This window comes from Paenibacillus sp. USDA918EY (assembly GCF_009870825.1).
GTDB classification, from domain to species: Bacteria; Bacillota; Bacilli; order Paenibacillales; family Paenibacillaceae; genus Paenibacillus_AQ; species Paenibacillus_AQ albilobatus.
The window spans coordinates 335,238-361,125 of the sequence record NZ_WTWY01000005.1 but is presented as its reverse complement, the minus strand read 5'-3'; the positions used below and the strand labels follow the sequence as shown (position 1 = coordinate 361,125).

Genomic DNA, 25,888 nt, shown 5'->3' with positions numbered 1-25,888 from the left:
CCATGCATAAGCTGCCGCAATGATCCTGAAAGTGATGAAACGGGAGGAGGAGCCTGATGAAGCCGGCGATTCCTCCCGTTTACGATTGAACGGGGAGGTCCATCTATGAGAACGCTGAAAAAGGAATATCTGCTCCATCTCATGCTGCTGCCCGGCGTGATCGTGACGCTGATCTACGCCTACGGCCCGATGGCCGGGCTCGTCATGGCATTCCAGCAGTTTGAGCCGCTTTCCGGTTTTTTTCATTCCAAATTCGTTGGTTTTGACAATTTCAAATACGTGTTTAACATGCCGGATTTTAAGCAGGTGCTTTGGAATACGATTTTGATCGCCGTCATTAAGATGGTATTGTTCCTGCTTGTTCCACTGATTCTGGCCTTGCTTTTGAACGAGGTGACCAAGCGCTGGTTTTCACGTTTTATCCAGTCGGCGGTATTTCTGCCTTTTTTCCTGTCCTGGACCGTGCTTGGCGGTGTCATTATCGAGTTGTTTTCGCTGAATGGTCCCGTCAACGGATTGTTGACGGCCATCGGACTGAAGCCGATCATGTTCATGCTCGATAACGATTGGTTCCGCGGCATCGTGATCGGGTCCGATGTCTGGAAAGGGATGGGCTACAACATGATCGTCATGCTGGCCGCCATTACCGGAATCAACGCGACGCTTTACGAAGCCGCCGAAGTGGACGGCGCGGGTAGATGGAAGCAAATGATCCATATTACGCTGCCGGGCATGGCGCCGATTCTGATTTTGCTTGGGGTGCTGAGCCTTGGCGGAATTTTGAATGCCGGGTTCGAGCAAATCCTGATCATGTACAACCCGACCGTATACGAGGGAGCCGATATCATCGATACGTTCGTATACCGATTGGGGATGTTCAGCCAACAATTCGGACCTGCCGCCGCCGTCGGACTGTTTAAATCCGCGATTTCTTTGGTGCTGGTATCCGTGACCTATTATGCGGCTTACAAATACAACAATTATCGGATCTTTTAAGCGGGAGGTAGAGAGATGCATAAACCTACGATCAGCAGAAGGATATTCGTCATATTCAATACGGTGCTGCTAACGGCGATCACGCTTCTCGGCATCATCCCGTTCATCCATCTCCTCTCGGTATCCCTCAGTTCGAATACGGCGGCGATGGCCGGCGAAGTCAAGCTTTGGCCGGTCGGGTTCAACTTCGACGCTTACCGCTACCTGGGGGAAAAGGTAGAGTTTTTCCGTTCGCTGGGCGTGTCCGTTGAACGGGTGGTGCTGGGGACGGCGGTCAATATGTTTTTATGCTTCGTGACGGCTTATCCGCTGTCGAAGGCGGTGGACCAATTTAAGTATCGAACGGTCTACGTATGGTTTTTTGCGATCACGATGTTTTTCGGCGGCGGGCTCATCCCGACGTATATCATCGTGAAAAACACCGGATTGATCGACTCCATCTGGGCGCTGATATTGCCGGGGGCGCTGAATGTATGGAACATGGTGCTGATGCTGAACTTTTTCCGCACCATTCCGCGCGAGCTGGACGAAGCCGCAACGATCGACGGCGCGGGACACTGGAGAATATTATGGCGGATTTATTTGCCGGTCTCCCTGCCGTCCATCGCGACCATCGGGCTGTTCACGATCGTGGGGCATTGGAACTCTTGGTTTGACGGCATTTTGTATTTAAACTCGCCGGAGAAATATCCGCTGCAAACCTATTTGTCCACGTTGATCATGTCGATCAATTCCCAGATGACTTCGGTTTCGATCGAACAGATCAAAGCGATGGAGAACCTGAGCGAGAAAACGCTGCAGACGGCGCAAATTTTCATGGGGGCGCTGCCGATCATGGTCGTATATCCGTTTTTGCAGAAATATTTTGTTAAAGGCATGACCGTCGGAAGCGTCAAGGAATAACACAGTATTCGTAAGGAGCGGAGATAACGGATGAAAAAGGTAAAGGTCGCATTGATCGGAGCGGGCCTGCGCGGCGTCAATTACATGGATTACGCGCTTCAGCATCCTGCCGAGCTTGAAGTCGTGGCAGTCGCGGAACCGGTTCGGCATCGGAGAGAGAATTTCAAGGCAAGGCATGGTTTGGCGGACGAGATGTGCTTCGAGCATTGGAACGATTTGTTTGCGCTGCCGAAGCTGGCGGATGCGGTCGTGATCTGCACGCAGGACAAACAGCATTTCGAGCCGACGATGAAAGCGCTGCAGGCGGGGTATCACGTGCTTTTGGAAAAGCCGATGTCGCCGGATCCCGAAGAATGCATCCGCATGGGCGACATGGCTTCAAAGGCCGGGCTTGTATTTTCGATCTGCCACGTGCTTCGTTACACGCCGTTTTTCAGTACGCTCAAAGCATTGCTGGAAAAAGAAACGATCGGCCGATTGGTATCGATCCAGCATAATGAAAACGTCGGATATTGGCACCAGGCGCATAGCTTCGTCAGAGGAAACTGGCGCCGGAAGGACGAATCCAGTCCGATGATTTTGGCGAAGTCCTGCCATGATCTCGATATATTGCTGTGGTTGGCAGGTTCGGACTGCGTGAAAGTTTCTTCATTCGGCTCGCTCAGCCATTTCAGGGCTTCGGAAGCGCCAGAGGGGGCGCCTCTGCGATGTTTGGACGGATGTCCGGTTGCGGACGAGTGCCTGTATTATGCGCCGAATATCTATTTGACGGAGGATACGAACTGGCCGACCTCGGCCATTAGCGACGATATGAGCTACGATGCCCGCTATCAAGCGCTGCAGGAAGGGCCTTACGGCAGATGCGTCTATTACTGCGATAACGATGTTGTGGACCATCAGGTTGTAAACCTGGAATTTGCTGACGGGGTGACGGCCGCTTTTACGATGAGCGCGTTTACGAGAGATATCAGCCGCACGATCAAGCTCATGGGAACCAAAGGCGAAATCCGCGGAGCGATGGAGAAAAACGAGATCGAAATCATCCATTTCGGCAGCGGCAAGGTCGAGCGGATCTCTTTTGAAGATATGGGAGGGCATGTTGGGCATGGCGGCGGCGACATGCGTCTCGTGAAGGATTTTCTGAAGCTGGTGCGGACAGACGGTCAAAGCCAAGGTTTGACGTCGGCGGACGCCTCGGTTCAAAGCCACCTGATGGCGTTTGCGGCGGAACAATCCCGGATCGAAGGAAACATTATCGGATTGCGGGAGTTTAAAGAACGCTACAGCGTGCAAGAAGCGAAATAAGGTCGCTAGAGTAAAAAAAACCTGTCGGGCATTGAAGCTCGGCAGGTTTTTTGCATGAGGATACCGCTAAAATTCGGCTTATACCCATCATTGGCCCGATGCTGCTTCGTCTATATGAACTACTTGAACTACGGAGGGACTTTTTTCAATGATCATGCGCGGAAGTTCATGCAGGGGATATCGCCCTCCAGCACGAATTTAATAGGGAGTTCCATGATAAATGGTCTTTATTAAAAAAACGTTAGATGTGTCGATTCGTCTTGTATTCATTCGTTGTATTCATAGAGGCCGGTCAATACCGGACTAAATTGAGCGGAAATCGGCCCGCTATCACATTGTGGAGGGAACAAACATGAGATTTATGATGATCGTGAAAGCTACAGCGGATTCGGAAGCCGGCGTCAAGCCAAGCCAGGAATTGCTCGATGCCATGCTGCGGTATAACGAGGAGTTGGCGAAAGCGGGAGTGCTGCTTGCCGCGGACGGTTTACAGCCAAGCTCCACCGGCATCCGGATTTCGTATCCGGAGCCTGGGGGGAAACCGAAAGTGGTGGACGGCCCCTTTACGGAAGCCAAGGAAATTATTGCGGGCTTTACGCTGATCGAAGTAAAGTCGCGCGAGGAAGCGATCGAGTGGGCGATGCGCATGCCTGATCCGCATGGCGGCGGACAAGGCGAAGTTGAACTCAGACAAATTTTTGATCCGGAAGAATTGTCTTCGGATGAAGACAAGCAAGAAAAAATAAAGGGGCAGTTTAGGCTGTGAGCATTTCTAACACAGGGCGTACGATTGATGCCATTTGGCGGATCGAATCTCCTAAATTAATCGCCGGGTTAACGCGCATGGTGCGCGATGTAGGTCTGGCGGAAGATCTGGCCCAGGATGCGCTGGTGATCGCGCTAGAGCGGTGGCCGGAAACGGGCATTCCCGACAATCCGGGAGCGTGGCTTATGACGACGGCCAAGCGGCGTGCGATCGATCTGCTGCGAAGAAACAAGCTTCGCGACCGAAAATACGAGGAATTGACCCGCAGCGCCGAATGGTATACGGAAGAGGATATGGACCGTCAACTTGACGGGGAGATCGGCGACGATCTCCTGCGCCTCATCTTCATGACCTGTCACCCGGTTTTGTCGCAGGACGCAAGGGTGGCGCTCACGCTAAGGTTGTTGTGCGGACTTACGACCGACGAGATCGCACGGTCGTTTCTGGCGGCCGAAGCGACGATCGCGCAGCGGATCGTTCGGGCGAAGCGGACGCTCAGCGCCAAAAAGGTTCCCTTCGAGGTCCCGGTCGGCGAGGAGTTGAAGGAGCGAATGGCCGCCGTCCTTGAGGTCATTTACTTAATGTTCAATGAAGGGTATTCGGCAACCGCAGGCGAAAACTGGGTCCGCCCGCTGCTTTGCCAAGAAGCGCTTCGACTTGGCCGCATGCTTGCGGAGATTGCGCCGGCTGAACCCGAAGCGCATGGGCTTGTGGCGCTGTTGGAAATTCAGTCTTCACGGCTAAAGACGCGCGTCGGACCGGATGGCGAGCCGATCCTGCTTATGGACCAAAACCGGGCCAAGTGGGACCAACTGTTGATCCGCCGGGGGCTGGCTGCTCTCGATCGGTGCCAGCAGTTGGGGAAGCCGTACGGCCCTTACGCGCTTCAGGCAGCCATTGCAGCCTGCCACGCAAAAGCGATGTCGCCCGGGGAGACGGACTGGGTCCGAATCGCGGCGTTGTATGAAGCATTATCCCGCGCCATGCCTTCGCCGATCGTGGAATTAAACCGTGCGGTGGCGATAGCGATGGCGTTTGGTCCGGATTTCGGCCTCCAGATCGTCGATGAATTGAACAACGAACCGTCGTTGTCGACCTATCATCTTCTGCCCAGCGTACGCGGCGACCTTTTGTACAAGCTGGACCGCTTCGAGGAAGCGCGCCTTGAATTTGAACGGGCCGCATCCTTGACGAGAAACAACCGTGAGCGGGAACTGCTGCTGGCTCGAGCATCCGAGTGCATGGATAAAAAATAATTTTGCCGTTTGTCGATTTGGCGCTCCCGCGTTCGTCGTTCAAGTAAAGGCAGATGAAAGGCAGCATGCTGCCGAATCCAAACCCTGCCTGAAGGAGCGTGCTTTATGAGATATTTGCTGATGTTCAAATCGACGGCGTTTTCGGAAGCGGGCATAAATTACGATCAAGATTACATGACCCATCGTACGGCATACGCCAAGTCCCTAGCCCAAGCCGGAGTTCTGCTTGCCGACGAAACGCTGCTCCCAAGCTCAAGCGGGCTTCGGATCACGTTTTCGCTTGAAGGAGGGAAGGCTGATGTAACGGTCGGTCCGTTTTCCGCGGATAGCGGGCTGATGGAAGGGTTTCTCATGATCGAAGCCCCTTCCGTCGATGAAGCTTTGGAATGGGCGAGAAGGGCTCCCGTTCCAAAGGGCCGGGGAAAAGTTGACATTGAGCTGCGCCAGCTGGCGGATCCGGCAGAAACCTATCATGATCCTAACATCATGGCATTGGAGACGAACTTGCGGGAACAAATTTAAAATTCCGAAAAATTTTTTGAAGGCTGTCGATGTATTCGTTTGGCATTCGTCGTTAAAGTAGAAACGGATTTCAAGCGGTGAATTTAAAAAGAATGCTTGATTCCAAAAAAACAATTGAAGGGTTGATGATGAACATGGCGGCAAAATTGGTTACTTATTTGATGTGCAAGGACGCAAGAAAACAAGCGGAGTTTTACAAAGATGCGCTGGGCGGAAAGATTCATGCGGTCAAAACATTCGGCGAGATTCCGGGGACGCCGGAAGAGGCCAGAGAAAAGGTCATGCATATGGTCCTCACCGTAGCCGGTGAAAACACGTTATTCCTGTCCGATTCCTTTATGCCGGCGGAAGGCAGCCGCAATATGAGCCTTTCCTTGACCTTTGACGACGAAGCGGAAGCGAGAAAAGCGTTTGATCGGCTCAGCGAGGGAGGAAAGGTTCAATACCCGTTCGAGCAGCAGCCATGGGGAGCCTATTACGGAGAAGTCGTGGATCCGTTCGGCGTCACGTGGCAAATCGTGAAATAACAAGCTTTTGCATGATTTAAATGTATCCACAATCGTTCCAAGTAAAAGGAGAAAATCATATGAACCAGGAAGTAACCGATTTTATCGATGCGATAAAGGAACCGTGGCAAAAGGAAATGGCAGCAGAGCTTCGCAAGGTTGTTCATCAAGCGATTCCGGATGTGCAGGAACGGATTCAGTACAAAAAGCCCCATTTTTTGAAAAACGGGAAATATGCGGCGGTCATTTCGACTTCGAAGGATGCCGTTAGTTTTACGATTTTTAATGCGACAGAACTCGACCTTCCGGAAGGCCTTTTTGACGGACCGCCGGAACGAAAAACGTTGAAGCTGCGCCAAGGTCAAGGCTTTGATCCGGAGCAGCTGAAAGCCTGGGTCGGCCAAGCTTCTTCGGCTTTGTAAAACGTCATTTGAAAGTCGTCAAATATGTGACATGTATATGACACAAAGATTGCATCGCGGACGATCTGCGGTGCTTTTCTTTTTTGCAGTAAACTGAAAACAAGGGCTTGACATTTATTTCTGTCTGTGATTTGATTATAGCCATAATTCAACATTTGGCTTTGATCAAAGACATGACTTCTTGCACGAGCTGCCCAGAGAGAGAGGTTCCGGCTGAAAGCTTCTCCTGAAAACGGCATGAAGTTACCCCTTTGTAGCCGTGGCGTTGAACCCGCTTTTGCATCACGGAGCGGCAGTAAGCGGCACCGCCTGATCCCCGTTAACGGATTCCAATGAGAACCTGCAATTTCAACTTTGGCCTGCGGCCGAGGCTGGTTGACTGCTGGTTGAATTAGGGTGGAACCACGAGATGAACGCACTCGTCCCTTGAGGATGAGATGCGTTTTTTTGCGTTCAAATATGGGATTTTGAAATAAACGAATGAAAAAATTTATAGGAATGGAGGTAAGAACGATGGAGATTCAAGTTACGCTGCCAGACGGTTCGAACAGGAGGTATCCGCAAGGCACCACGATAGAACAAATCGCCGAATCGATCAGCATCGGGCTGAAGAAAAACGCGATCGCAGGCAAAATCGACGGCAAGCCCGTCGATCTGAACTATGCGCTCGAAGCGGACGGACGGGTGGAAATCGTCACCCTGGACAGTCATAACGGACTTCACATATATCGGCACAGCACGGCCCATCTGATGGCGCAGGCGATCAAACGGATTTACGGGCAAAAGGCGGTTAAACTCGGCATCGGTCCGGTCATCGAAGACGGGTTCTACTACGATATCGATATCGAGAAACCGTTAACGCCGGAAGATCTTGCTGCGATCGAAAAGGAGATGGCTAACATCGTGCAGGAAAACCTGCCGATCATGCGCCGGGAGGTCAGCAGGGAGGAAGCCGTCCGAATCTTTGAAGAGCTCGAAGATCCGCTGAAGCTGGAGCTGATCCGGGATTTGCCGGAAGATGCAGTCATTTCGATTTACGACCAAGGAGAATTTTTCGACTTATGCCGCGGGCCTCATCTGCCGTCCACGGGCCGAATCAAAGCCTTTAAGCTTCTCAACGTATCCGGGGCCTACTGGCGAGGCGATTCGAACAACAAAATGCTGCAGCGCATATACGGAACGGCATTTCCGAAACAAGCACAGCTGGAGGAGCATCTTCATTTTCTTGAGGAGGCCAAAAAACGCGATCACCGCAAACTGGGCAAGCAGCTGGAACTGTTCATGTTTTCGGAGGAAGCGCCGGGCATGCCGTTTTTCCTGCCAAAAGGCATGACGATCCGTACGGAGCTGGAAAACTTCGCAAGGGAGATGCAAGGAAAGAGGGGTTACGATGAAGTCCGGACGCCTCTCATGATGAACCGGCGGGTCTGGGAGCAATCGGGCCATTGGGATCATTATAAAGACAATATGTACTTTACGAACGTCGACGATACGATGTACGCGCTGAAGCCGATGAACTGCCCGGGACATATGCTTATTTTCAAAAACAAGCTCCGTTCCTATCGCGATTTGCCGCTGCGCATCTCGGAGTTCGGCCAAGTGCACCGGCATGAATTTTCGGGGGCGTTGAACGGCATGCTGCGGGTAAGGACGTTTTGCCAGGACGACGCGCATCTGTTCGTGCTCCCGAGCCAGATCGAAAAAGAAATCGGCAGCATCATCGAGCTGATCGACAACATGTATCAAGTGTTCGGCTTTGAATACAACATCGAGCTGTCGACGCGTCCGGAAGACTCGATGGGCTCGGATGAGCTCTGGGAAGAAGCGGAGCGGGCGCTGCAAAACGTGTTGGACCGCCGCGGCATCGATTACCGCATCAATGAGGGAGACGGCGCGTTTTACGGGCCGAAAATCGATTTCCACATATTAGATGCGCTCAAGCGGAGCTGGCAGTGCGGCACGATTCAGCTGGATTTCCAAATGCCCCGAAAATATGATCTCGCTTACGTCGGAGAAGACGGTGAGAAACATTGTCCGGTCGTCATTCACCGTGCGGTATACGGTTCGGTCGACCGATTTATGGGCATGCTGACGGAGCATTACGCCGGAGCCTTCCCGCTGTGGTTGTCTCCCGTCCATGCGAAGCTGCTCCCCGTGTCGGAGAACTATGTCGATTACGCTTTTGAGGTCAAAAAGTCGCTTGAAGACGCCGGCATTCGGGTCGAAATCGATATTCGAAACGTAAAGTTGGGGTACAAAATCCGGGATGCCGAAATGATGAAGGTCCCCTACATGCTCGTTCTCGGCGAAAACGAAAAAAATTCCGGCGGCGTGTCGGTGCGGAAAAGAGAAGAAGGCGATCTGGGGGCAAAAAGCATCCGGGAGATCGTCACAATTATAAAGGAAGAAATCGATGCGAAAAATTAATGTTGTTCGAAAAGAACAATGGTGAAATGAATTACGATCCGTTCCTTCACATCATGTGGGGGATCGGTTTTTTTATTTATATCTTGCAGCAGGAAGTCACGCTTTTTGGGCACGCGGCATAGGGTGGATTAAAGTGTCGATATTTTATAAATAAAAACCATGTTTGGGACGTACAAGCTTTTGGAGCATCAATGGCAGGAGGAAAGAAAGCATGAGTGTGAACGATAACGAAGAAGTCGGCGTCCTTCCAATTACCAAGCAGCAGACCGAACGCTTAAACGAACTTTTGCTGCGCCTGCTTCAAGCTGTGCCTCCTGCGCTGCTCAGGCAAGACCCTCCATCGATAGCAGCTTTGAAGGAGGTGCTGAAGCATTTTCAGAACTTTTTCACGGATTCGGAGTTCCCTATTAGAGACAAGGCCCTCCTTCAATCCACGTTTGAGCTCTCGATCGCGATGTGCGAGGCGGTGCCGGTCTCAGGGGTTGGAATTCTAATAAACCTGCAAGAAAATTTGGATGATCTTCTGTCCACCGTACTGCTGCTTCATGTGACACGTATAAAGAAGGATTGTTTGGTGGAGTTGATCAGGAAAATCCAGCGTAAAATATCCGGCATCATGCCTTCGGTTTCACTTGGAATTACCGGAACGCCGGGTCCGCCCGGCATTTCCGGCCCCCCTGGCCCACCAGGCCCTCCAGGACCTGCCGGCCCGGCCGGGGCGACAGGAGTGGGGTTAACCGGAGTCGTACCGTTTGATCCGGAACAAAGCCGGTTTTATCCACAGGGACAAATCGTTACTTTTCAGGGCAGTACGTATATCGCCAACATCGCATCGCCAGGAGGCGAACCAGGAAGTTCGCCAGATTACACACTCCTTGCTGAGGTCGGGGCTCCGGGCGCTACGGGAGTGACGGGAGCGACAGGAGCCATCGGTGCAGCAGGAGCTGCGGGAGCAACGGGAGCAACAGGAGCCACGGGAGCAACCGGAGCAACAGGTGCAACAGGTGCGACAGGAGCAACGGGGGCCACAGGAGCTACAGGTGCAACAGGCGCAACGGGAGAGACAGGGGTGACGGGAGCCACAGGAGCGACTGGAATCAGCGTTACCGAAAATCACGCATTTGCGGCCAATACGTCCGGCACCGTCATTTCTGTACTTTTAGGCGGAACAAACGTCTCGTTCCCAAATGCGCAGGATATCGGGCCAGGCATCACGATAAATGCGGCCAATAATACGTTTACCGTCGTCAATGCAGGAAACTACTATATTTCATATTCGATCAACTTGAACGTTTCTTTGCTGGTCAGCTCCCGTATTCTAATCAATGGAACCGCTGCCCCGGCCTCAACGATATCGCCTGCAGTCAGCGCGACTTCCTTCCAAACCAACGTCATTACGCCTGTCCCCGCGGGGCAACCATAAGCATTCAACTGTTTGGCGTCCTTGCAACCGCAACGCTTACGACAACCACGCCTACCAATGTTACGATCATACGATTAAGTTGACCAGGTTCGAATCGGCTTCCTCCCTAAGGGAGTTGGAAGAAAAAACACCGAGAAAATCCTTATTGCCAGGGTGATGCATTTTCACCAAAGCAATAGGGATTTTTTACTTCTCTTCGTAAAACAATAAACTAAAATCCCAAATTTGGAGGAATGGATCTGATGAAAAAAATCGTTTGGTTCATGGCTGTTTCATTTTTGCTGCTCGTCCCGTCCGGCACTGTCTTGGGGTCGGAGACGCAGGATTGCCAGGTATTCAACAAAGTATTTAACACGGAATTGAAGCATGAAAACGGCGTGTGCAAATTGGGGATTACCCGCAAAAACATCAAGGTTTCGAACTTGGGAGTGCCTCTATCTCCGGAAGAAATTGAATTTTCATTCGGCGCGAATTTCGAAAAGGTAGGGGATAAAACGGCGGTGATCGGGGAGTTTGCGCTTCTCGGAAACGAGGTGAATCCCGTCATCGATGCGCTTCGCAAAGGGAATATTAACATATCCGCCCTACATAACCACCTTATCGGCGAAGAGCCCCGCATTCTGTTTCTGCACTTCCAGGCGCTTGGGGATGCCGAATCGCTGGCGAGGACGGTGAAAGAAGCGATCAACGCAACCGCCGGTTACTAAAAAGGAAGGGGACTAAAACCGCTGATGGCACAACAAGATCTCAACAACCGAACCCTAGAATCGATGCTGCCGAAAACGTTGGGCGAATACCTTTTGGACTGCTTGAAACAGGAGGGGCTGACCGAAATTTTCGGCGTGCCCGGAGATTACAATTTCTCTCTGCTGGATGCGATCGAACGGTACGCCGGAATACGATTTATTAACGGACGCAATGAGCTGAACTCCGGATATGCGGCGGATGCTTATGCGAGAATCAGTGGGTTGTCCGCGCTCATCACCACGTTTGGCGTCGGCGAAATGAGCGCCTGCAACGCCGTTGCCGGCGCACGCAGCGAGCACGTGCCCGTGATCCATATCGTCGGATCGCCGCCGGATGCGGCACAGAAGCAGCATAAGCTGATGCATCATACGTTAATGGACGGCAATTATGACGTTTTCCGGCAGATGTACGAACATATTACGGCATATACGGCCGTGCTAACGCCCGAAAATGCCATGTTGGAAATCCCGAATGCGATCCGGATCGCCAAAGAGAAAAAACAGCCGGTGTATCTCGTGGTTGCCGACGATTTGGTTGCCAAACCGGTTGTCATGCGCCAAGAAGCCAGCCTGGCGAAAACCGTTTCGAATCCTAATGCGCTGCAGACGGCGGTCGATCGCATCAACCGGATGTTGATGCAGGCCCAAAGCGCAATCCTGATGGTAGACGTAAAAACAATGAGGTTCCATTGGGAGCAATATGTGCGAAAATTAGCGGAGTCGCTGAATTTGCCGGTTGTTTCCACGCTGTACGGCAAAAGCGCGTTCGACGAATCGCATCCGCTCTTTATGGGCATGTATGGAGGAGCCTTTGGCCGTCAGGACGTACGCAGCCTTGTGGAAAACGCGGATTGCGTAATCGCCGCCGGCTTCATAGAGGCGGACACCAATACCGCAAATTTTACGGCCAAGCTGGACCCGCTTCGGCTCATTGACATCCAACCCTCGAAGGTTAAAGTTGGTCTAGCGGAATATCCCAACGTGATGGCGGAGGACCTTCTGCTAGCATTGCAAAACATCGGGTGGAAACGGCCCGGAACGCCAACAAAAGGCCCCAGACCATACGATGCCATATCAGGGAATCCGGATGAACCGCTTCAGGCGGCTTCTTACTATCCCCGTTTTCAACGGATGTTAAAGGAAGGGGATGTCGTGATCGCAGAAACGGGAACGTTTTATTTTGGCATGAGTCAGGTCTCGCTCCCGAAAAATACGATTTTTATTGGGCAGGGCGCATGGCAATCGATCGGTTACGCCACGCCTGCAGCCTATGGAGCATGCATTGCCGCCCCTTCGCGCAGGATCCTGCTATTCACGGGCGACGGCTCCTTGCAGCTCACGGCCCAGGAAATCAGTTCCATGCTGCATTACGGCTGCAAGCCGATCATTTTCGTGCTGAACAATGACGGATATACGATTGAAAAATATTTGAACGTGAAGACCGAAAACCAAACCTATAACAACATCCCGAACTGGTCCTATACGAAGCTTGCGGACGCCTTCGGCGGGGAAGCTTTTGCCGTTGCGGTTCGCACCAATCAAGAGCTGGATGACGCGATTTCCCGCGCCGAAAAAGAATGCGCCAGTAAAATGTGCATCATCGAGGTGATGGCGGGCGACCCGATGGATGCTCCGGATTACATGCACAACATGCGCTACTATTTGGAGCAGCAGCAAAAGCTGAAACAATAATTCACTGATATAGAATGAATTTAAAGTTTTTACTTGTGAAGGTTATAGGGCCGCTCGGGGCTCTTTTAACAGGAAGTTCGATGCAAACTTTAGTTCAATCTATACAGACCAAAACTGTACACCCGTTTCGATTCTTGTTATAGTAAACGAAAACGGGTGTTCGCATTTTTGCGAACCTCTGAACGACGGGGGAGAAGATTTTGGCTGAAGCGTTAAAAGCGATGTACGATCGAGAGTTTTTGGTAGGTTTCGGAGAGAAGGTCGGTTCCGCGTACCCGGCTTTTCATACCGAGGGCTTTACTGCAAAAATCATGGACGATGATTGGGAGGGACTGGAACTAAAGGCGAGAATCCGCCGAATCGCGACGGTTTTGGGCGAGTTTTTGCCTGCGCATTACCCCGCTGCATTGGACGTGTTGTTTTCGATCGACGAGGAATGTAACGGGTTTCCGTACCTGTTTTTTTCCGACTTTGTCGAAGTATACGGACAGGATCCGCAATATTGGGAACTTTCGATGGAAGCGTTGGAGCGGTTCACGCAGCGTTCCTCGTCCGAATTTGCGGTCAGGCCGTTCATTATGCGCGATCCGCAGCGGATGATGAACCAAATGCTGATCTGGTCGCAGCATCCGAACGAACATGTCAGACGCTTGGCGAGCGAAGGCTGCAGACCCCGTCTGCCGTGGGGACAAGCGCTTGCGCCATTTAAAAAGGATCCTTCCCCCGTTCTTCCGATTTTGGAGAAGCTGAAGGAAGATCCATCGCTTTATGTCCGCAAGAGCGTCGCCAACAATTTGAACGATATCGCAAAGGACCATCCTGACGTCGTTATTCGGCTGGCCAAAGCGTGGCTCGGGAATCATCCGGATACGGATTGGATTGTCAGACATGCATGCCGGACGCTGATTCGGAAAGCGGAGCCGGAAATCATGAGGCTGTTTGGCTATTCCGGAAGCAGTGAGGGGGAAGCGCTTGTACAGTCGGCAGTGCTTGCGGTCGAGCCCAAGAAAATATCCATTGGGGATAACAGCATGGTTCATTATGAGATTTGCATTCGGGAAGGAACTGACGCGCGCTTAAGGATCGAATACGGCATTTATTTTGTGAAGGCGAACGGACAAACCTCACGCAAGTTGTTTCTCTTATCGGATAAAACCGTACCCGGCGGTTCGAAGCTGACGGGACAGCGCAAGCACGGCTGGTCCGATTTGACGACAAGACGGCATTATCCGGGGGAACATCGCATCGTGCTGGTCGTCAATGGCGAGGAGGTCGCGGAAGACTCCCTATGGCTCAGAGCCTGACTACGAATTAAATGATCGGTCGGGGCATTTAGATTACTTCCAGGGCAAAAACATAAAAAGCGTCGCCCAGAGCAACATGCTCCCGTTTATCATCCATCCACCAGACCCCATATGAAAAATAGTAGATTCCTTTCTGAGTCGGCGCTCGGAAGGTATTATCAATCACGGCAATCTCCGTGTATTTGCCTTCCGACAGCTGCTCCAAATGGATTTTGTTCGGAAGGGGTTCGTTATCCATCACAAATTTGATTTCTTCGCCGGGACTTACGCTGACCGGCTTTTTATTTTTCAGGAGTTCGGCCGGACCGGGCGTGTCTACGCACGTGCTTGTGTTTTTGGATGACCAGCAGTAGGTGCCGAGTTTGGTATCGTGCAGTTTGTCCCCGATTTGTATAGAGGCTTTAGGCGGCTGCCCCCCGGTCAATTCGCGAACGGTCGTCTTGCCTCCGTTGTTGGCATGGATCGAACATCCCCATAGGGAAAGCAATATCAAAAACGTGATGGACAGTTTGATCATGTTCCCCCTCCTTTAAGATCACAGACGAACCAAACCCTGCGGTTGTTGCTGTTTGAAAACAATTCCCTTGACATGTTGGAAAAAAATACGAGATAATGTACGCGCGTACATTAATGGTTTTCAGCTTCATTTGCTATCAACAATTCGTTTGTGAAATGTAGGGGGTGATGCCGTATCGTCACACGAAAAGCGGTAGCGGACATGGCGGGCGTATCGGAAGCAACCGTCTCCCGCGTGTTCAACCGGGTGGGTCCAATCAAGGAAGAAACGAGGTTGAAAGTGCTGAAGGCGGCGGAGGCGCTGGGATATTACCCCAATGCCATCGCCCAAAGCTTTGCCCGCAGAAAAAGCGGCAATCTCGGCGTCGTGCTTCCTTATGTGCCGAAGGTACATATTTTTTCAACCTATTATTTTTCGGAGATTTTGAGCGGGATCGGGGAACAGGTTCGCGAGCTTGGTTACGATATGCTGCTTATTTTTCGCAAGCCCGGCGATGACAACGGTTACATCGAGTTGTTTCGATCGCAAAAGATCGACGCTTGCATCCTTTTGGGAACGACGGATACGCCGGAGGAGCGGAAAGCGTTAAGGGCGCTGAAGGAGGCGAACCACCCGTTTTGCTTGGTGAACCAGCATTTTGCGGGCGAAGATTTTCTTGAAGTGGATGCGGATCATGAACAAGGCGCCTATGAAGCGGTGAAACATCTGCTTGATGAGGGTTATCGCCGCATCGCGTTCCTGAACGGTCCGCCCGGGTATTCGAACAGTGCGGATCGCCTCAAGGGATACGTACGCGCAATGACGGAAGCGGGCATATTCAATCCCGTCGATGATCCGGATGAAGCGATCCCCGCCCAATGGCTTGAAACGGGCAACTACAGCCGGACGAGCGGGTATGAGTCGGCATTTCGTTTCGCCCGCCATCTCGATAGCATCGATGCCGTTTTTGCCGCGAATGACCGCATGGGCATCGGGCTTATTCAAGGCTTTCGGGAATTGGGCGTTCTGCCCGGCAGAGACATCGCCATCGTCGGCTATGACGATTCGGATGGCGCCCGGATTACAGATCCGCCGTTGACGAGCGTGGCCGTCCCTTTTTACCGGATGGGGGCATTGGCCGCCAAGCTTTTGCTTAAGGAAAATGCGGATGAAGCTGTGTCGGAATTTCAGGAAGGGGTAAATCATATCAGCGGTCATCTATATCAAATGGCAACCCGGCTGGTCGTTCGATCATCGAGCGCTGGGAGCCAAGCATAGTTATGAATAGGGTGCATATGAAAAGGAGGCGTATTCAATGCAGCAGATTCGAGTAGGAATGGTAGGCTACAAATTTATGGGGAAGGCGCATAGCCATGCGTACCGCGACATTCCGATGTTTTTCCCGGGTGTCGTTCAGCCCGTCATGCAGGCGATTTGCGGCCGCGACGCGGACGGGGTGTCCCAAGCCGCAAAGCAGTTCGGCTGGCAGGATTACGTCACGGACTGGAAAGAACTGATCGGGCGGGATGACATCGACCTCATCGACATCAATGCTCCAAGCGATATGCACAAAGAAATCGCCCTTGCGGCGGCGAAGGCAGGAAAGCATCTGCTCTGCGAAAAACCGCTTGCGCTGACGCTTCAGGATTCCCGTGAGATGCTGGCGGCTGCCGAAGCGGCAGGAGTCAAACATATGGTCGGATTCAATTATCGTTTTGCCCCAGCCGTGCAGCTTGCCCGCAAGCTGATCCAGGAAGGCCGTCTGGGACAAATTTATCATTTCCGGGGCTGGTTTTTGCAGGACTGGATTATCGATCCGGAATTTCCGCTCGTGTGGCGTCTCCAGAAAGATATCGCCGGTTCCGGTTCCCATGGGGATTTGGGCGCGCATATCATCGACCTGGCCCACTTCCTTGTGGGCGACATCGAGGAAGTTATCGGCATGAGCGAGACGTTTATCAAAGAACGGCCGCTGCCGGGCTCCATGAGCGGTTTAAGCGCCAAGGGCAACCAATCGGACGAAAAAGGCCCCGTCACCGTGGACGACGCAACCTTGTTCCTGGCGAAATTCGCCAACGGCGCATTGGGAAGCTTTGAAGCGACCCGGTTTGCCGCCGGCCACCGCTGCACGAATTCCTTCGAGATCAACGGAAGCAAAGGCAGTTTGAAATTCGATTTCGAACGGATGAACGAACTTCAGGTTTATTTTACGGAGGATGACGAAGACGTGCAGGGCTTCCGCCGCGTTCTGGCGACCGATCCCGCGCACGCTTATGCCGAAGCCTGGTGGCCGCCGGGGCATACGATCGGGTTCGAACATACGTTTATCCACGAAACGGTCGAGCTGCTTCAGGCGATCCGCGAAGACCGGCAGCCCGTTCCGAATTTTGCTGACGGCGTGAAATGCCAGCAGGTGCTTGAAGCCGTCGATTTGTCGATCGCGGAGAGAAGATGGGTGCGCACCGAGGAGCTTTAAAATATGAGCTTGAGCTTAAAGAGGAGATGTGGACATGAACAAAGCGCTGATCGTATGGGGAGGCTGGCTTGGCCATCAGCCCGAGGAAGTATCGGCCATTTTTCGCGGCATTTTGGAAGATGAGGGTTATGAAGTCGAAGTGTCCGACACGCTAGCGGCATTTGACGATGCCGAAAAATTGAAAACGCTTGACCTGATCATTCCCGTATGGACGATGGGCGAAATCAGTCAGGAAAGGGTCAACAACGTGTCGGAAGCCGTGCAATACGGCGTCGGTTTAGCCGGATGCCACGGGGGCATGTGCGACGCATTCCGCAGCAACGTCGACTGGCAGTTCATGACGGGCGGAAACTGGGTCGCGCATCCGGGCAACGACGGCACTCCCCATCGGATTAACATGGCGAACACGTCAAGTCCGATCGTAGAGGGGATCGAAGATTTCGACGTCTCGACCGAGCAGTATTACCTCCATGTCGATCCTGCCGTCGAAGTGCTGGCCACGACCCGTTTTCCGGTTGCGGACGGTCCCCATGTTTATAACAAGTCCGTCGATATGCCAGTGGCGTGGACCAAGCGGTGGGGACTCGGCCGGGTATTCTATTGCTCGCTGGGGCATCAGGCGAACGTGATCGAGCTTCCGCCGGTCAAGGAGATTATGCGCAGAGGGATGCTGTGGGCGGCCGAAGGCAAAGCCAAGGCGGCAGGGAAGCAAGCAGGAAGCCAATATACCGGCATGATGGATAGCCAGGTTTAAATTTAGCGGATTGGAGAGCGCTCATCATCATGAAGAAAATGAATGTCGGCATTATCGGATGCGGAAACATCAGCTCCATATATTTTGAGAATTTGAAAACGTTTCAAGCGGTCCACGTTTCCGCCTGCGCGGATTTGGACCTGGACCGGGCAAAAGCGAAAGCCGAGCAGTTCGGAATCGCCAAAGGCTGCACGGTTGCCGAACTGCTTGCGGATCCGGAGATCGAGCTGGTCGTGAACCTGACGATTCCCGCTGCGCATGCCCGGGTCTGCCTGGATATTTTGGAAGCCGGAAAACATGCTTATGTCGAAAAACCGCTGGCCGTCACCAGGGAAGAAGGGCGGGCCATTCTGGCCAAAGCCAAAGAAAAAGGGCTGCTCGTCGGCAGCGCCCCGGATACGTTTCTTGGCGGAGGCATCCAAACCTGCATCAAACTCATCGAGGACGGTTGGATCGGCACACCCGTGGCGGCGACGGCGTTTATGATGGGCAGGGGACATGAGCATTGGCATCCGGATCCCGAATTTTATTATGCCAAGGGCGGGGGACCGATGTATGACATGGGGCCGTATTATCTGACGGCTTTGGTGGCCATGCTGGGTCCGATCAAACGCGTGGCGGGGGTAGCGAAAATATCTTATCCGGAGCGAACGATCACCAGCTCCAAAAAGTTCGGCCAAACCATTGCGGTCGAAACGCCGACCCATGTCGCAGGCGTACTCGATTTCCACAACGGAGCCATCGGGACGATGATTACGTCCTTCGACGTCTTCGGCGGCAGCCGGCTGCCATGCATCGAAATCTACGGCAGCCAAGGCACGCTTAGCGTTCCGGATCCCAATACCTTCGGCGGGCCAGTGCTTCTGAAGCGCCATGACAGCCAGGATTGGAAGGAAATCCCGCTATCCCATGGCTATGCGGCGAATTCGCGGGGAATCGGCGTGCTCGACATGGTTTATGCGCTGAACGGCGGCAGAAAGAACCGCGCCAGCGGCGATCTCGGTTTCCACGTCCTTGAAGCGATGCATGCCTTCCATGACTCTTCCGAGCAGGACCGGTATTACGTCATGACAAGCACCTGCGAACGGCCCGCACCGCTTCAGCAAAATCTCCCTTACGGCGTGATGGATTAATCCATCGCGCTTTTTTTCGAAAAAATAAGGGGCGAGGCATCTTTCCATAGCCAAAAACACAAGAATATCTTAAAAGCTTGGAATACATTAATATCTATATAGAATGAATTAAAGTTTTTACTTGTCATTCCTTGATCCACAGGGAATATCCGTTTCAAAGATGTGACTTACTTTAATTCAATCTATCTACAAGATATAAAAACAGACGATTCTTGAATTTGACTGCCCGAGGTGAGATAGATGCCTGTTAAAAGGAAGAAACAGAGACGGCGCTCGTCAAAATGGATGGGCAAACCGGTGCTTGTCATGCTAAAGGATGGCAGCAGCTATATCGGCACGGTGAAAAAACATGACCGCAGCGGTGTCGTTCTAAACGGGATATGGGCCGATCCGCGGCAAACCGCGGCAATTCTGGAGAACAGAGAAAAGGCTCAAGTATCCGGTCTGCTAAGCCTGCTGTTTGGAGGGGGATCCCGTCAGCCCGCGCCAACCGTGAATTCGACAAGAGTTGGAGGAACGGCCGCTAACGGTGGCGGAATGGGGATGTTCGGCTTCTTCGGAAAAATCATACCTGGCATCCAAATCGGAATGAACGTGATGCGCTCGATTATGCCGCTTATGGGATTGCTGAAATAACGACCGGGAGCATGGATGTAACGGATTCTTTCACAACCGCAGTATTTGCCGCACTGCCCGTACAACATCCATCATGCACCATACGATAATGTGCCCTTCGAATTGATTGAGGAGTATGGAAAGAGCGGAGTTGCAGGAGCATACGTTTATAGCCCTTTCAAATCTGTAGGTATTGTTCTGGTCCTCTTTATTTTGTTCGTTATTATCTTGAAAACTTGCTGGATCTAATATCGTAGGCACTGCCGGCATTTTGCGGCGGCGCCTTTTTTGTGTTTTTACGTTGGCCATTTCCCTTGAAGTGTGGCGCAAAGAAGCGGACGGGAGAATGGCGAATGATTCGCTGGCACGAAGAAACGCTAATGAAACATATTGGCGTGCGAACATTTTTCGGTGAAAGCCTTTTCATTGCTGACTAAATGTGGTATCTTGGAGATAACCTAATTGTGTCTAAATTGTGAATGGATGCGGCGTCATTGCGTATGATAAAGCATCACTGTATTAAGGGGGAATGATCCATGACCACGTTGATTCTTGCGCTGTTTACCGCGGCGATGCTTGGAGTGATCCTGTTTGGGAAGAAACATGAGGTACTGATCGCCAGCATCATTAACGCCGTTTTGCTTGTTGGCCTCGTCACCGCATTTAGCCTGAACGCCGGGCCGAACAGCATGTTCTATTTGGCGCTTGTGTTCTACTTCGTGATTCCGATGTATGGCGTGATCGCGCTGTTTGGAGCCATGAAGAAAAATCGTGCGAAAAAGGAAAATTCCTTGGCTTGATCGAAATCAAATATGTAACGGAAAGCGCCAATGGGGTGCTTTTAAACAAAACCGACTCTTTATGGAGTTGGTTTTATTTATGGAAGGGAGTCATTGGGTATATGCAGTGAAAAGATGCAAGGGCGGAAAGGGGGAGATTGCCGTTAGAACATTAGCGATCAGCGATATTCACGGATGTTTGGATGAGTTACACCTGCTGCTGCACAAAGTAAGTTACGATCCACAACAAGACAAGCTTGTACTGCTCGGAGACTATGTCGACCGCGGCCCGAACAGCAGGGGAGTCGTAGAGCAGGTAAAAGCGTTCAAGGAAAAGTGGGGCGTCGTCACGCTGCGCGGCAACCATGATCAGATGATGTATGACGCCATCGTTGTAGACAGTGAACCGCTGAACGCCAGATGGATCCGGAACGGGGCCAGGCAAACGCTGGAGAGCTATTGCGGAGCCGATTTTTTCGGCGAAGGGATGGGACCGGAACGGTATGCCGAAGCCAAAGCGCATGTTAAAAATCATTATATGCATCATTTGGAATTCCTTGGCGGTTTGGACTTTTATCATGAGACGGACACGCATATTTTTGTGCATGCGGGCATTAATCCCCAGTATGAAAATTGGAAAGACCAGCCTCAGGATGATTTTATATGGATCCGGGAGCCGTTTTTCCAATATCCGACGGGACGTGCACAGAAAGTTGTGTTCGGCCACACGCCCGTTTCCTATCTGCATGAGTCGGACGGAATCTGGTTTAGTCCCATGGAAGACAAAATCGGGATCGACGGCGGCTGCGCGTTCGGCAAACAGCTGCATTGCCTGGAGATTGGCGAACACGGAGAATATAAAATGTATTCCGTCCGTAGAGGCGAATCGCCTCAAACCGATGGGGATGCAACCGCTTGAACCGCTTTCGAGCGGTTTTTTTCTCGTGCGGATTTCCTGAGAATTGGGTGGCGTGTGATAAAGCATGACGAAATGGTTAAAAATAGATGAGAATTCAGCCAGCAATCATGCCTGGCATGCCCGGAACGCAATCTTATGGGTAAGGATTTTGCAAAATTCGATTCCTGTCTCTCCAGGGTACAATGTATAGACGAATAAAACCGTTTCGCTCTATGTTGCCAATTGAAAGCCGCTTTTTGGATTTTTGCAAAATCCTCGGGTAAAAAAAGGAGTCGTATGGCCAGTGGAAATATTTTTAATGGTTCTTGTACTGTTGCTTCTTATCGGGATATCCAATGTCATCAACCACTTTTTGCCCGTCGTGCCGGTTCCGATCATCCAGATCGGTTTGGGCGTCGTGGCGACGTTCGTGCCCGGGCTGCACCATATTCCGCTCAATCCGGAACTGTTCCTTTTGCTGTTCATCGCGCCGCTGCTCTTCAACGACGGTAAAATAACCCCGCGGGACGAGTTGTGGCAGCTCCGGTCGAGCATCCTGCTGCTTGCGCTGGGGCTTGTGTTCGCGACAGTGTTGATTGCCGGTCCTTTTATCCACTGGATCATTCCGGCCATCCCTTTATCGGCTGCCTTTGCATTAGCCGCCATCCTGTCGCCGACGGACGCGGTGGCGGTCGGCTCATTGTCCGGCCGGGCGAAGCTCCCCGGCAACATTATGCGGTTGCTCGAAGGCGAAGCGCTCATGAACGACGCCTCGGGCCTGGTTGCCTTCAATTTTGCGATCGCGGCGACCGTCACCGGTCAATTTTCGCTGCCCAAAGCGATCGGCAGTTTTATCGTTATCGCAATCGGCGGCGTGATCGCCGGCGTCGTGCTTGGATTTTTGATCATCGGGATCCGGATGCAGCTGCGGCGTATGGGAATGGAGGATGTGACGCTGCACATGCTGATTATCATCCTGACGCCGTTTATTATTTATTGGATCGCGGAAGAAGTCCATGTTTCCGGCATTTTGGCCGTCGTGGCCGCCGGGGTGACGCATGCCATCGAACGCGACCGGATGAGAAGCGGGTCGGTCCGGCTTCGCCTCGTATCCGACAGCACATGGTCGGTCATCCTATTTTGCCTGAACGGTCTCGTCTTTATTTTATTGGGGCTAGAAATACCGGGGGTTATCATCGAGGTGTGGAAGGATCCCGCATATAATAACGGTCAAGTGATCGGATACATCTTTCTGATTACGGCAGTGCTCATTATTCTCCGTTTTTTGTGGGTATGGGCCGTAAACCGCCACTTCCGTTCCGCCCTGCTTACGGCATTGTCCGGCGTTCGGGGTGCGTTGACCCTTTCCGCCGCTTTTTCCATTCCTTTAACGCTGGCCGATTTTAGCCCATTCCCCGAACGGAGTTTGATCCTGTTCATTTGCTCAGGCGTTATTTTACTCACGCTCATCATTGCCAGCGTGCTGCTGCCGATTTTGACGCGGGAGGCCCAGCCCGATCCGGACAAGCTGGCCGAAAGTGAGAGAGCGGCACGGATTCGGGTGCTTGAAGCCGGCCTGAAGGCGGTCCGAGAGGAGATAAACGATGAAAACCGGCAGGAGGCCATCGAGCTGACTACGATCTATTCCCAGAGACTGCAAATGGCCAAAATAAGAAACAAGGAAGATCTCGGGAAAGCTTGGAAACAAGCTTTGGACATCCGGATTGAGGCGCTCAGAGCCGAAAAAAGAACCGCGGACCGATGGATGCAGGAAGGGCGGATCTCCCCGAAACTCGCGGACCGGTTTCGAGCGTCGCTCAGCCGGGTCGAAGCGCTGCTTACGACAAGAAAGAAAATCAAAAAGCTGCTTGTGCTCGGCTGGGCCGGCCTGCTGCGGATCTTGCGCAAAGCCCGGAGTAAAGCGGAAGTATTTGATGCCGCCAATCCTAAATGGAGGGTTTATAAAGAGCTCAAGCTGGATGCGATCCGGGCAGCCATCAAGCAGGTGAAATCGATGGAAACGTCTGAAAACCACGATACGATCCAGGGCATTCTTGCCGATTATCGCAGCATGGAGCTTCAGCTTCTAAGCGGCAAGTTCCGGGGCGAAACGGTGAAAGAGCTCAGCGCCGAACGGAGGGAGCTGGAACTGAAAGCCATCCAGGCTGAACGCAACGAGATTCAAACCATGTTCGAAAAAGGAGAAATCAGCCGGACGGTCGCCAACACGCTGCGGATGGACGTGAACTACCACGAGGGGCATCTGTATGAAGCGGAGTCCGTGCATGAGGAGGAAGCAGAGGCTTAAAGGCGGAATCCAAGTAAACATGCAGGTCAAACGCATTTACTTTTAAAGAATTTGATGATAATATGTACCAAACTTTACACGCGATGAAGAGAAGAGTAGATGAACCGCGTTTCCTGACAGAGAGCCCCGGCAGCTGAAAAGGGGCAGGACAAAGTTCATTGAACCAAGCCTCTGAGCGGCGCTTCGGAAGCGGGTGGTCCCCCGCGGATGGTGCGACAGGAGCTCCTGTTACAGAGCTAGGGTATAAACAGCCGAGCTATAAGCAGCGAAGCGCGTCTGCCGTACCTGAAAAGGCGGATATAGTGATATATTCCGCGAACCGGGGTGGCACCGCGAAACCAAATCTCGTCCCCAAGACTACGGTCTTGGAGGCGGGATTTTTTGTTTTTTCAAGAGTGGTTAAGGCATTCAAACAAACGATGAAGGAGGTTTATCGGATGACTATGAATAAGGAGCATGAACCATCCGTCGATTTTTTGGAAAAGGAGGTACGGGAGGACGTTAAAAACAATGCGTATTCAAGGCCGGTCGCGACGCGTTTTCCGCCCGAACCGAACGGGTACTTGCATATCGGAAGCGCATATGCGATCCATATCAATCATTCCATTGCGCGGAAATTTAACGGTACGTTCAACCTGCGCCTGGATGATACGAATCCCGTAAAAGAAGAGAGCAAGTACGCGGAATCGATCCAAGAGGACGTCCGATGGCTGGGCTTGAATCCGCCGGTTTTTTATGGATCGGACTATTCGGAGCGTTATGCCGAAGCGGCTTTCGTTCTCATTCGCAAAGGAAAGGCGTATGTTTGCGACCTGACGCCGGAACAAATGACGGCATACCGTGGAACGTTGACGGAGCCCGGCAAGGACAGCCCGTTCCGCAACCGGTCGGTCGAAGAAAACCTGCGCCTGTTCGAGGGCATGAAAAACGGGGACTATCCCGCGTCATCGAAGGTTCTCCGCGCCAAAATCGACATGTCTTCGCCTAACATTAACCTGCGTGACCCCGTACTGTACCGCATTATTCACGCGGAGCATTACCGGACCGGGAAGCGATGGTGTATCTACCCGATGTATGATTTCGCCCATCCGATCCAGGACTGGATCGAAGGGATTACCCATTCCTTATGCTCGGCGGAGTTTTTCGAACATCGCCCGCTCTATGAATGGGTCCTCCGCGAAGTCGGGGCGGAAGAACCTCCAAAACAAAGGGAATTCGGACGTTTGAACGTTTCGGGTTCCGTCACGAGCAAACGATATATTCGGGAGCTGGTGGAAGGAGGATATGTCGACGGCTGGGACGATCCCAGGCTTCCGACGCTTAAAGGACTAAGGCGGAGAGGCGTCACGCCGGAAGGGCTGGCAAGCTTTTTGGAGGCGGTGGGCGTCCTAAGGCAAAACAGCACGGTGGATTCGGCGATGCTAGACCATTTTATCCGCAGGGATCTGAAAGAAAAAGCCGTCGGCGTGATGGCGGTGTTGGAACCGTTAAAGGTCGTCATTACGAATTATCCCGAGGATCAAACCGAGATGCTTCGGCTGAAAAACAACGAAAACAATGAAGCGCTTGGCACCAGGGAGGTCCCGTTTTCAAGGGAGTTGTTTATTGAAAAGGAAGATTTCATGGAGGCTCCGGCCGCAGGATTTCACCGGCTTTCTCCCGGCGTGGAGGTTCGGCTCAAAGGCGCTTATTTTTTGAAATGCGAACATGTCGTAAAAGACCCGGCCACGGGGGATGTGCGGGAGCTGCATTGCTCGTATGATCCGGAGACCAAAAGCGGTTCGGGATTCAACGCGAGAAAGGTCAAATCGACGATCCATTGGGTATCGGCCAAGCACGGCGTAACCGCGGAAGTTCATGCTTACGAGAAGCTGCTCCGGGACGGCATCCAAATTCTCGAATCGGGCAACGACTGGGAGGAGCTCGTGAACCCCGATTCGCGGATCGTTATAAAAAAGGCGGTAATGGAGCCGTTTATGCGGCATGCCGAGCCGGGAGCAAAATATCAATTCATAAGACATGGGTATTTTTGCTTGGATTGCGGATACGCTGCGGATCGCAAGCGGGTATTTAACCGGATTGTGGCTTTGAAGGATTCGTGGAAAAAACCGTGATCCGCCGGAGAAATTTTTTTCATGCCGTTTGGGAACGATTCGTGGTT

The 25,888-nt window shown here is 52.3% G+C and carries 23 protein-coding genes; 22 read left to right on the top strand and 1 reads right to left on the bottom strand.

All coding sequences use genetic code 11. The features are described 5' to 3' along the window. Positions 1-105 precede the first annotated feature (105 nt). The 13 genes from GQY55_RS13745 to GQY55_RS13685 all read left to right on the top strand — a co-directional run bounded on the left by GQY55_RS13745 (position 106) and on the right by GQY55_RS13685 (position 14,268). Entirely contained in the window at positions 106-996 is an 891-nt protein-coding gene (locus GQY55_RS13745) for an ABC transporter permease (RefSeq protein ID WP_160042230.1), read from the top strand. Between the two features lie 15 nt (positions 997-1,011). After that, positions 1,012-1,899 carry a carbohydrate ABC transporter permease gene (locus GQY55_RS13740; RefSeq protein WP_160042228.1) on the top strand — a complete coding sequence of 296 codons (888 nt, stop codon included), beginning with the start codon at positions 1,012-1,014 and terminating at the stop codon, positions 1,897-1,899. A gap of 30 nt (positions 1,900-1,929) precedes the next feature. Further along, positions 1,930-3,204 (top strand): Gfo/Idh/MocA family protein, encoded by a 1,275-nt coding sequence (locus GQY55_RS13735; RefSeq protein ID WP_160042226.1) that lies wholly within the window; start codon positions 1,930-1,932, stop codon positions 3,202-3,204. 352 nt (positions 3,205-3,556) lie between these two features. Then, the gene (locus tag GQY55_RS13730) at positions 3,557-3,970 is read left to right on the top strand and encodes a YciI family protein (RefSeq protein ID WP_160042224.1); all 414 of its coding nucleotides are present in this window, start codon (positions 3,557-3,559) and stop codon (positions 3,968-3,970) included. Beyond that, on the top strand, positions 3,967-5,226 hold the full coding sequence (locus GQY55_RS13725; protein ID WP_160042222.1) for an RNA polymerase sigma factor: 1,260 nt from the start codon (positions 3,967-3,969) through the stop codon (positions 5,224-5,226). The genes GQY55_RS13730 and GQY55_RS13725 overlap by 4 nt, the downstream gene beginning before the upstream one ends. A 105-nt stretch (positions 5,227-5,331) precedes the next feature. Beyond that, positions 5,332-5,748, top strand: a complete 417-nt coding sequence (locus GQY55_RS13720; protein ID WP_160042220.1) for a YciI family protein — start codon at positions 5,332-5,334, stop codon at positions 5,746-5,748. Positions 5,749-5,825: 77 nt separating this feature from the next. Next, positions 5,826-6,275 carry a VOC family protein gene (locus GQY55_RS13715; protein WP_328803738.1) on the top strand — a complete coding sequence of 150 codons (450 nt, stop codon included), beginning with the start codon at positions 5,826-5,828 and terminating at the stop codon, positions 6,273-6,275. 59 nt (positions 6,276-6,334) lie between these two features. Then, positions 6,335-6,676: a DUF1801 domain-containing protein gene (locus GQY55_RS13710; protein ID WP_160042216.1), complete on the top strand. Its 342-nt coding sequence runs from the start codon at positions 6,335-6,337 to the stop codon at positions 6,674-6,676. A 513-nt stretch (positions 6,677-7,189) separates the two neighbouring features. Beyond that, on the top strand, positions 7,190-9,103 hold the full coding sequence (gene thrS, locus GQY55_RS13705; RefSeq protein ID WP_160042214.1) for a threonine--tRNA ligase: 1,914 nt from the start codon (positions 7,190-7,192) through the stop codon (positions 9,101-9,103). Positions 9,104-9,314: 211 nt separating this feature from the next. Further along, positions 9,315-10,526, top strand: coding sequence for a BclA C-terminal domain-containing protein (locus tag GQY55_RS31390; protein WP_160042212.1), 1,212 nt, complete (start codon positions 9,315-9,317; stop codon positions 10,524-10,526). 242 nt (positions 10,527-10,768) lie between these two features. Next, entirely contained in the window at positions 10,769-11,233 is a 465-nt protein-coding gene (locus GQY55_RS13695) for a DUF1259 domain-containing protein (protein ID WP_160042210.1), read from the top strand. A 24-nt stretch (positions 11,234-11,257) separates the two neighbouring features. Next, positions 11,258-12,964, top strand: a complete 1,707-nt coding sequence (locus GQY55_RS13690) for an alpha-keto acid decarboxylase family protein (protein WP_160042208.1) — start codon at positions 11,258-11,260, stop codon at positions 12,962-12,964. Positions 12,965-13,164: 200 nt separating this feature from the next. Next, positions 13,165-14,268 (top strand): DNA alkylation repair protein, encoded by a 1,104-nt coding sequence (locus GQY55_RS13685; RefSeq protein ID WP_160042206.1) that lies wholly within the window; start codon positions 13,165-13,167, stop codon positions 14,266-14,268. A gap of 28 nt (positions 14,269-14,296) precedes the next feature. Here the strand turns inward: GQY55_RS13685 and GQY55_RS13680 are convergent, their stop codons facing one another. Further along, positions 14,297-14,785, bottom strand: coding sequence for a hypothetical protein (locus GQY55_RS13680; protein WP_160042204.1), 489 nt, complete (start codon positions 14,783-14,785; stop codon positions 14,297-14,299). A gap of 201 nt (positions 14,786-14,986) precedes the next feature. On the opposite strand from GQY55_RS13680, the gene GQY55_RS13675 reads away from it, so the two are divergent. The 9 genes from GQY55_RS13675 to GQY55_RS13635 all read left to right on the top strand — a co-directional run bounded on the left by GQY55_RS13675 (position 14,987) and on the right by GQY55_RS13635 (position 25,841). Next, the gene (locus tag GQY55_RS13675; RefSeq protein WP_201452152.1) at positions 14,987-16,042 is read left to right on the top strand and encodes a LacI family DNA-binding transcriptional regulator; all 1,056 of its coding nucleotides are present in this window, start codon (positions 14,987-14,989) and stop codon (positions 16,040-16,042) included. 37 nt (positions 16,043-16,079) lie between these two features. After that, positions 16,080-17,240, top strand: a complete 1,161-nt coding sequence (locus GQY55_RS13670; protein WP_160042202.1) for a Gfo/Idh/MocA family protein — start codon at positions 16,080-16,082, stop codon at positions 17,238-17,240. 34 nt (positions 17,241-17,274) lie between these two features. Then, a complete protein-coding gene (locus tag GQY55_RS13665; protein ID WP_160042200.1) occupies positions 17,275-17,994 on the top strand; it encodes a ThuA domain-containing protein in 720 nt (239 codons plus the stop codon). A 29-nt stretch (positions 17,995-18,023) separates the two neighbouring features. Then, positions 18,024-19,127, top strand: coding sequence for a Gfo/Idh/MocA family protein (locus GQY55_RS13660; protein ID WP_201452151.1), 1,104 nt, complete (start codon positions 18,024-18,026; stop codon positions 19,125-19,127). 306 nt (positions 19,128-19,433) lie between these two features. After that, on the top strand, positions 19,434-19,763 hold the full coding sequence (locus GQY55_RS13655) for a hypothetical protein (RefSeq protein WP_236575592.1): 330 nt from the start codon (positions 19,434-19,436) through the stop codon (positions 19,761-19,763). A gap of 515 nt (positions 19,764-20,278) precedes the next feature. Further along, on the top strand, positions 20,279-20,542 hold the full coding sequence (locus GQY55_RS13650; protein WP_160042196.1) for a hypothetical protein: 264 nt from the start codon (positions 20,279-20,281) through the stop codon (positions 20,540-20,542). A 106-nt stretch (positions 20,543-20,648) separates the two neighbouring features. After that, the gene (locus tag GQY55_RS13645; RefSeq protein WP_244873066.1) at positions 20,649-21,440 is read left to right on the top strand and encodes a metallophosphoesterase family protein; all 792 of its coding nucleotides are present in this window, start codon (positions 20,649-20,651) and stop codon (positions 21,438-21,440) included. Positions 21,441-21,723: 283 nt separating this feature from the next. Continuing rightward, positions 21,724-23,727: a Na+/H+ antiporter gene (locus tag GQY55_RS13640; RefSeq protein WP_160042192.1), complete on the top strand. Its 2,004-nt coding sequence runs from the start codon at positions 21,724-21,726 to the stop codon at positions 23,725-23,727. Positions 23,728-24,164: 437 nt separating this feature from the next. Beyond that, positions 24,165-25,841 (top strand): glutamine--tRNA ligase/YqeY domain fusion protein, encoded by a 1,677-nt coding sequence (locus tag GQY55_RS13635; protein ID WP_160042190.1) that lies wholly within the window; start codon positions 24,165-24,167, stop codon positions 25,839-25,841. The last annotated feature ends 47 nt before the right edge of the window (positions 25,842-25,888 follow it).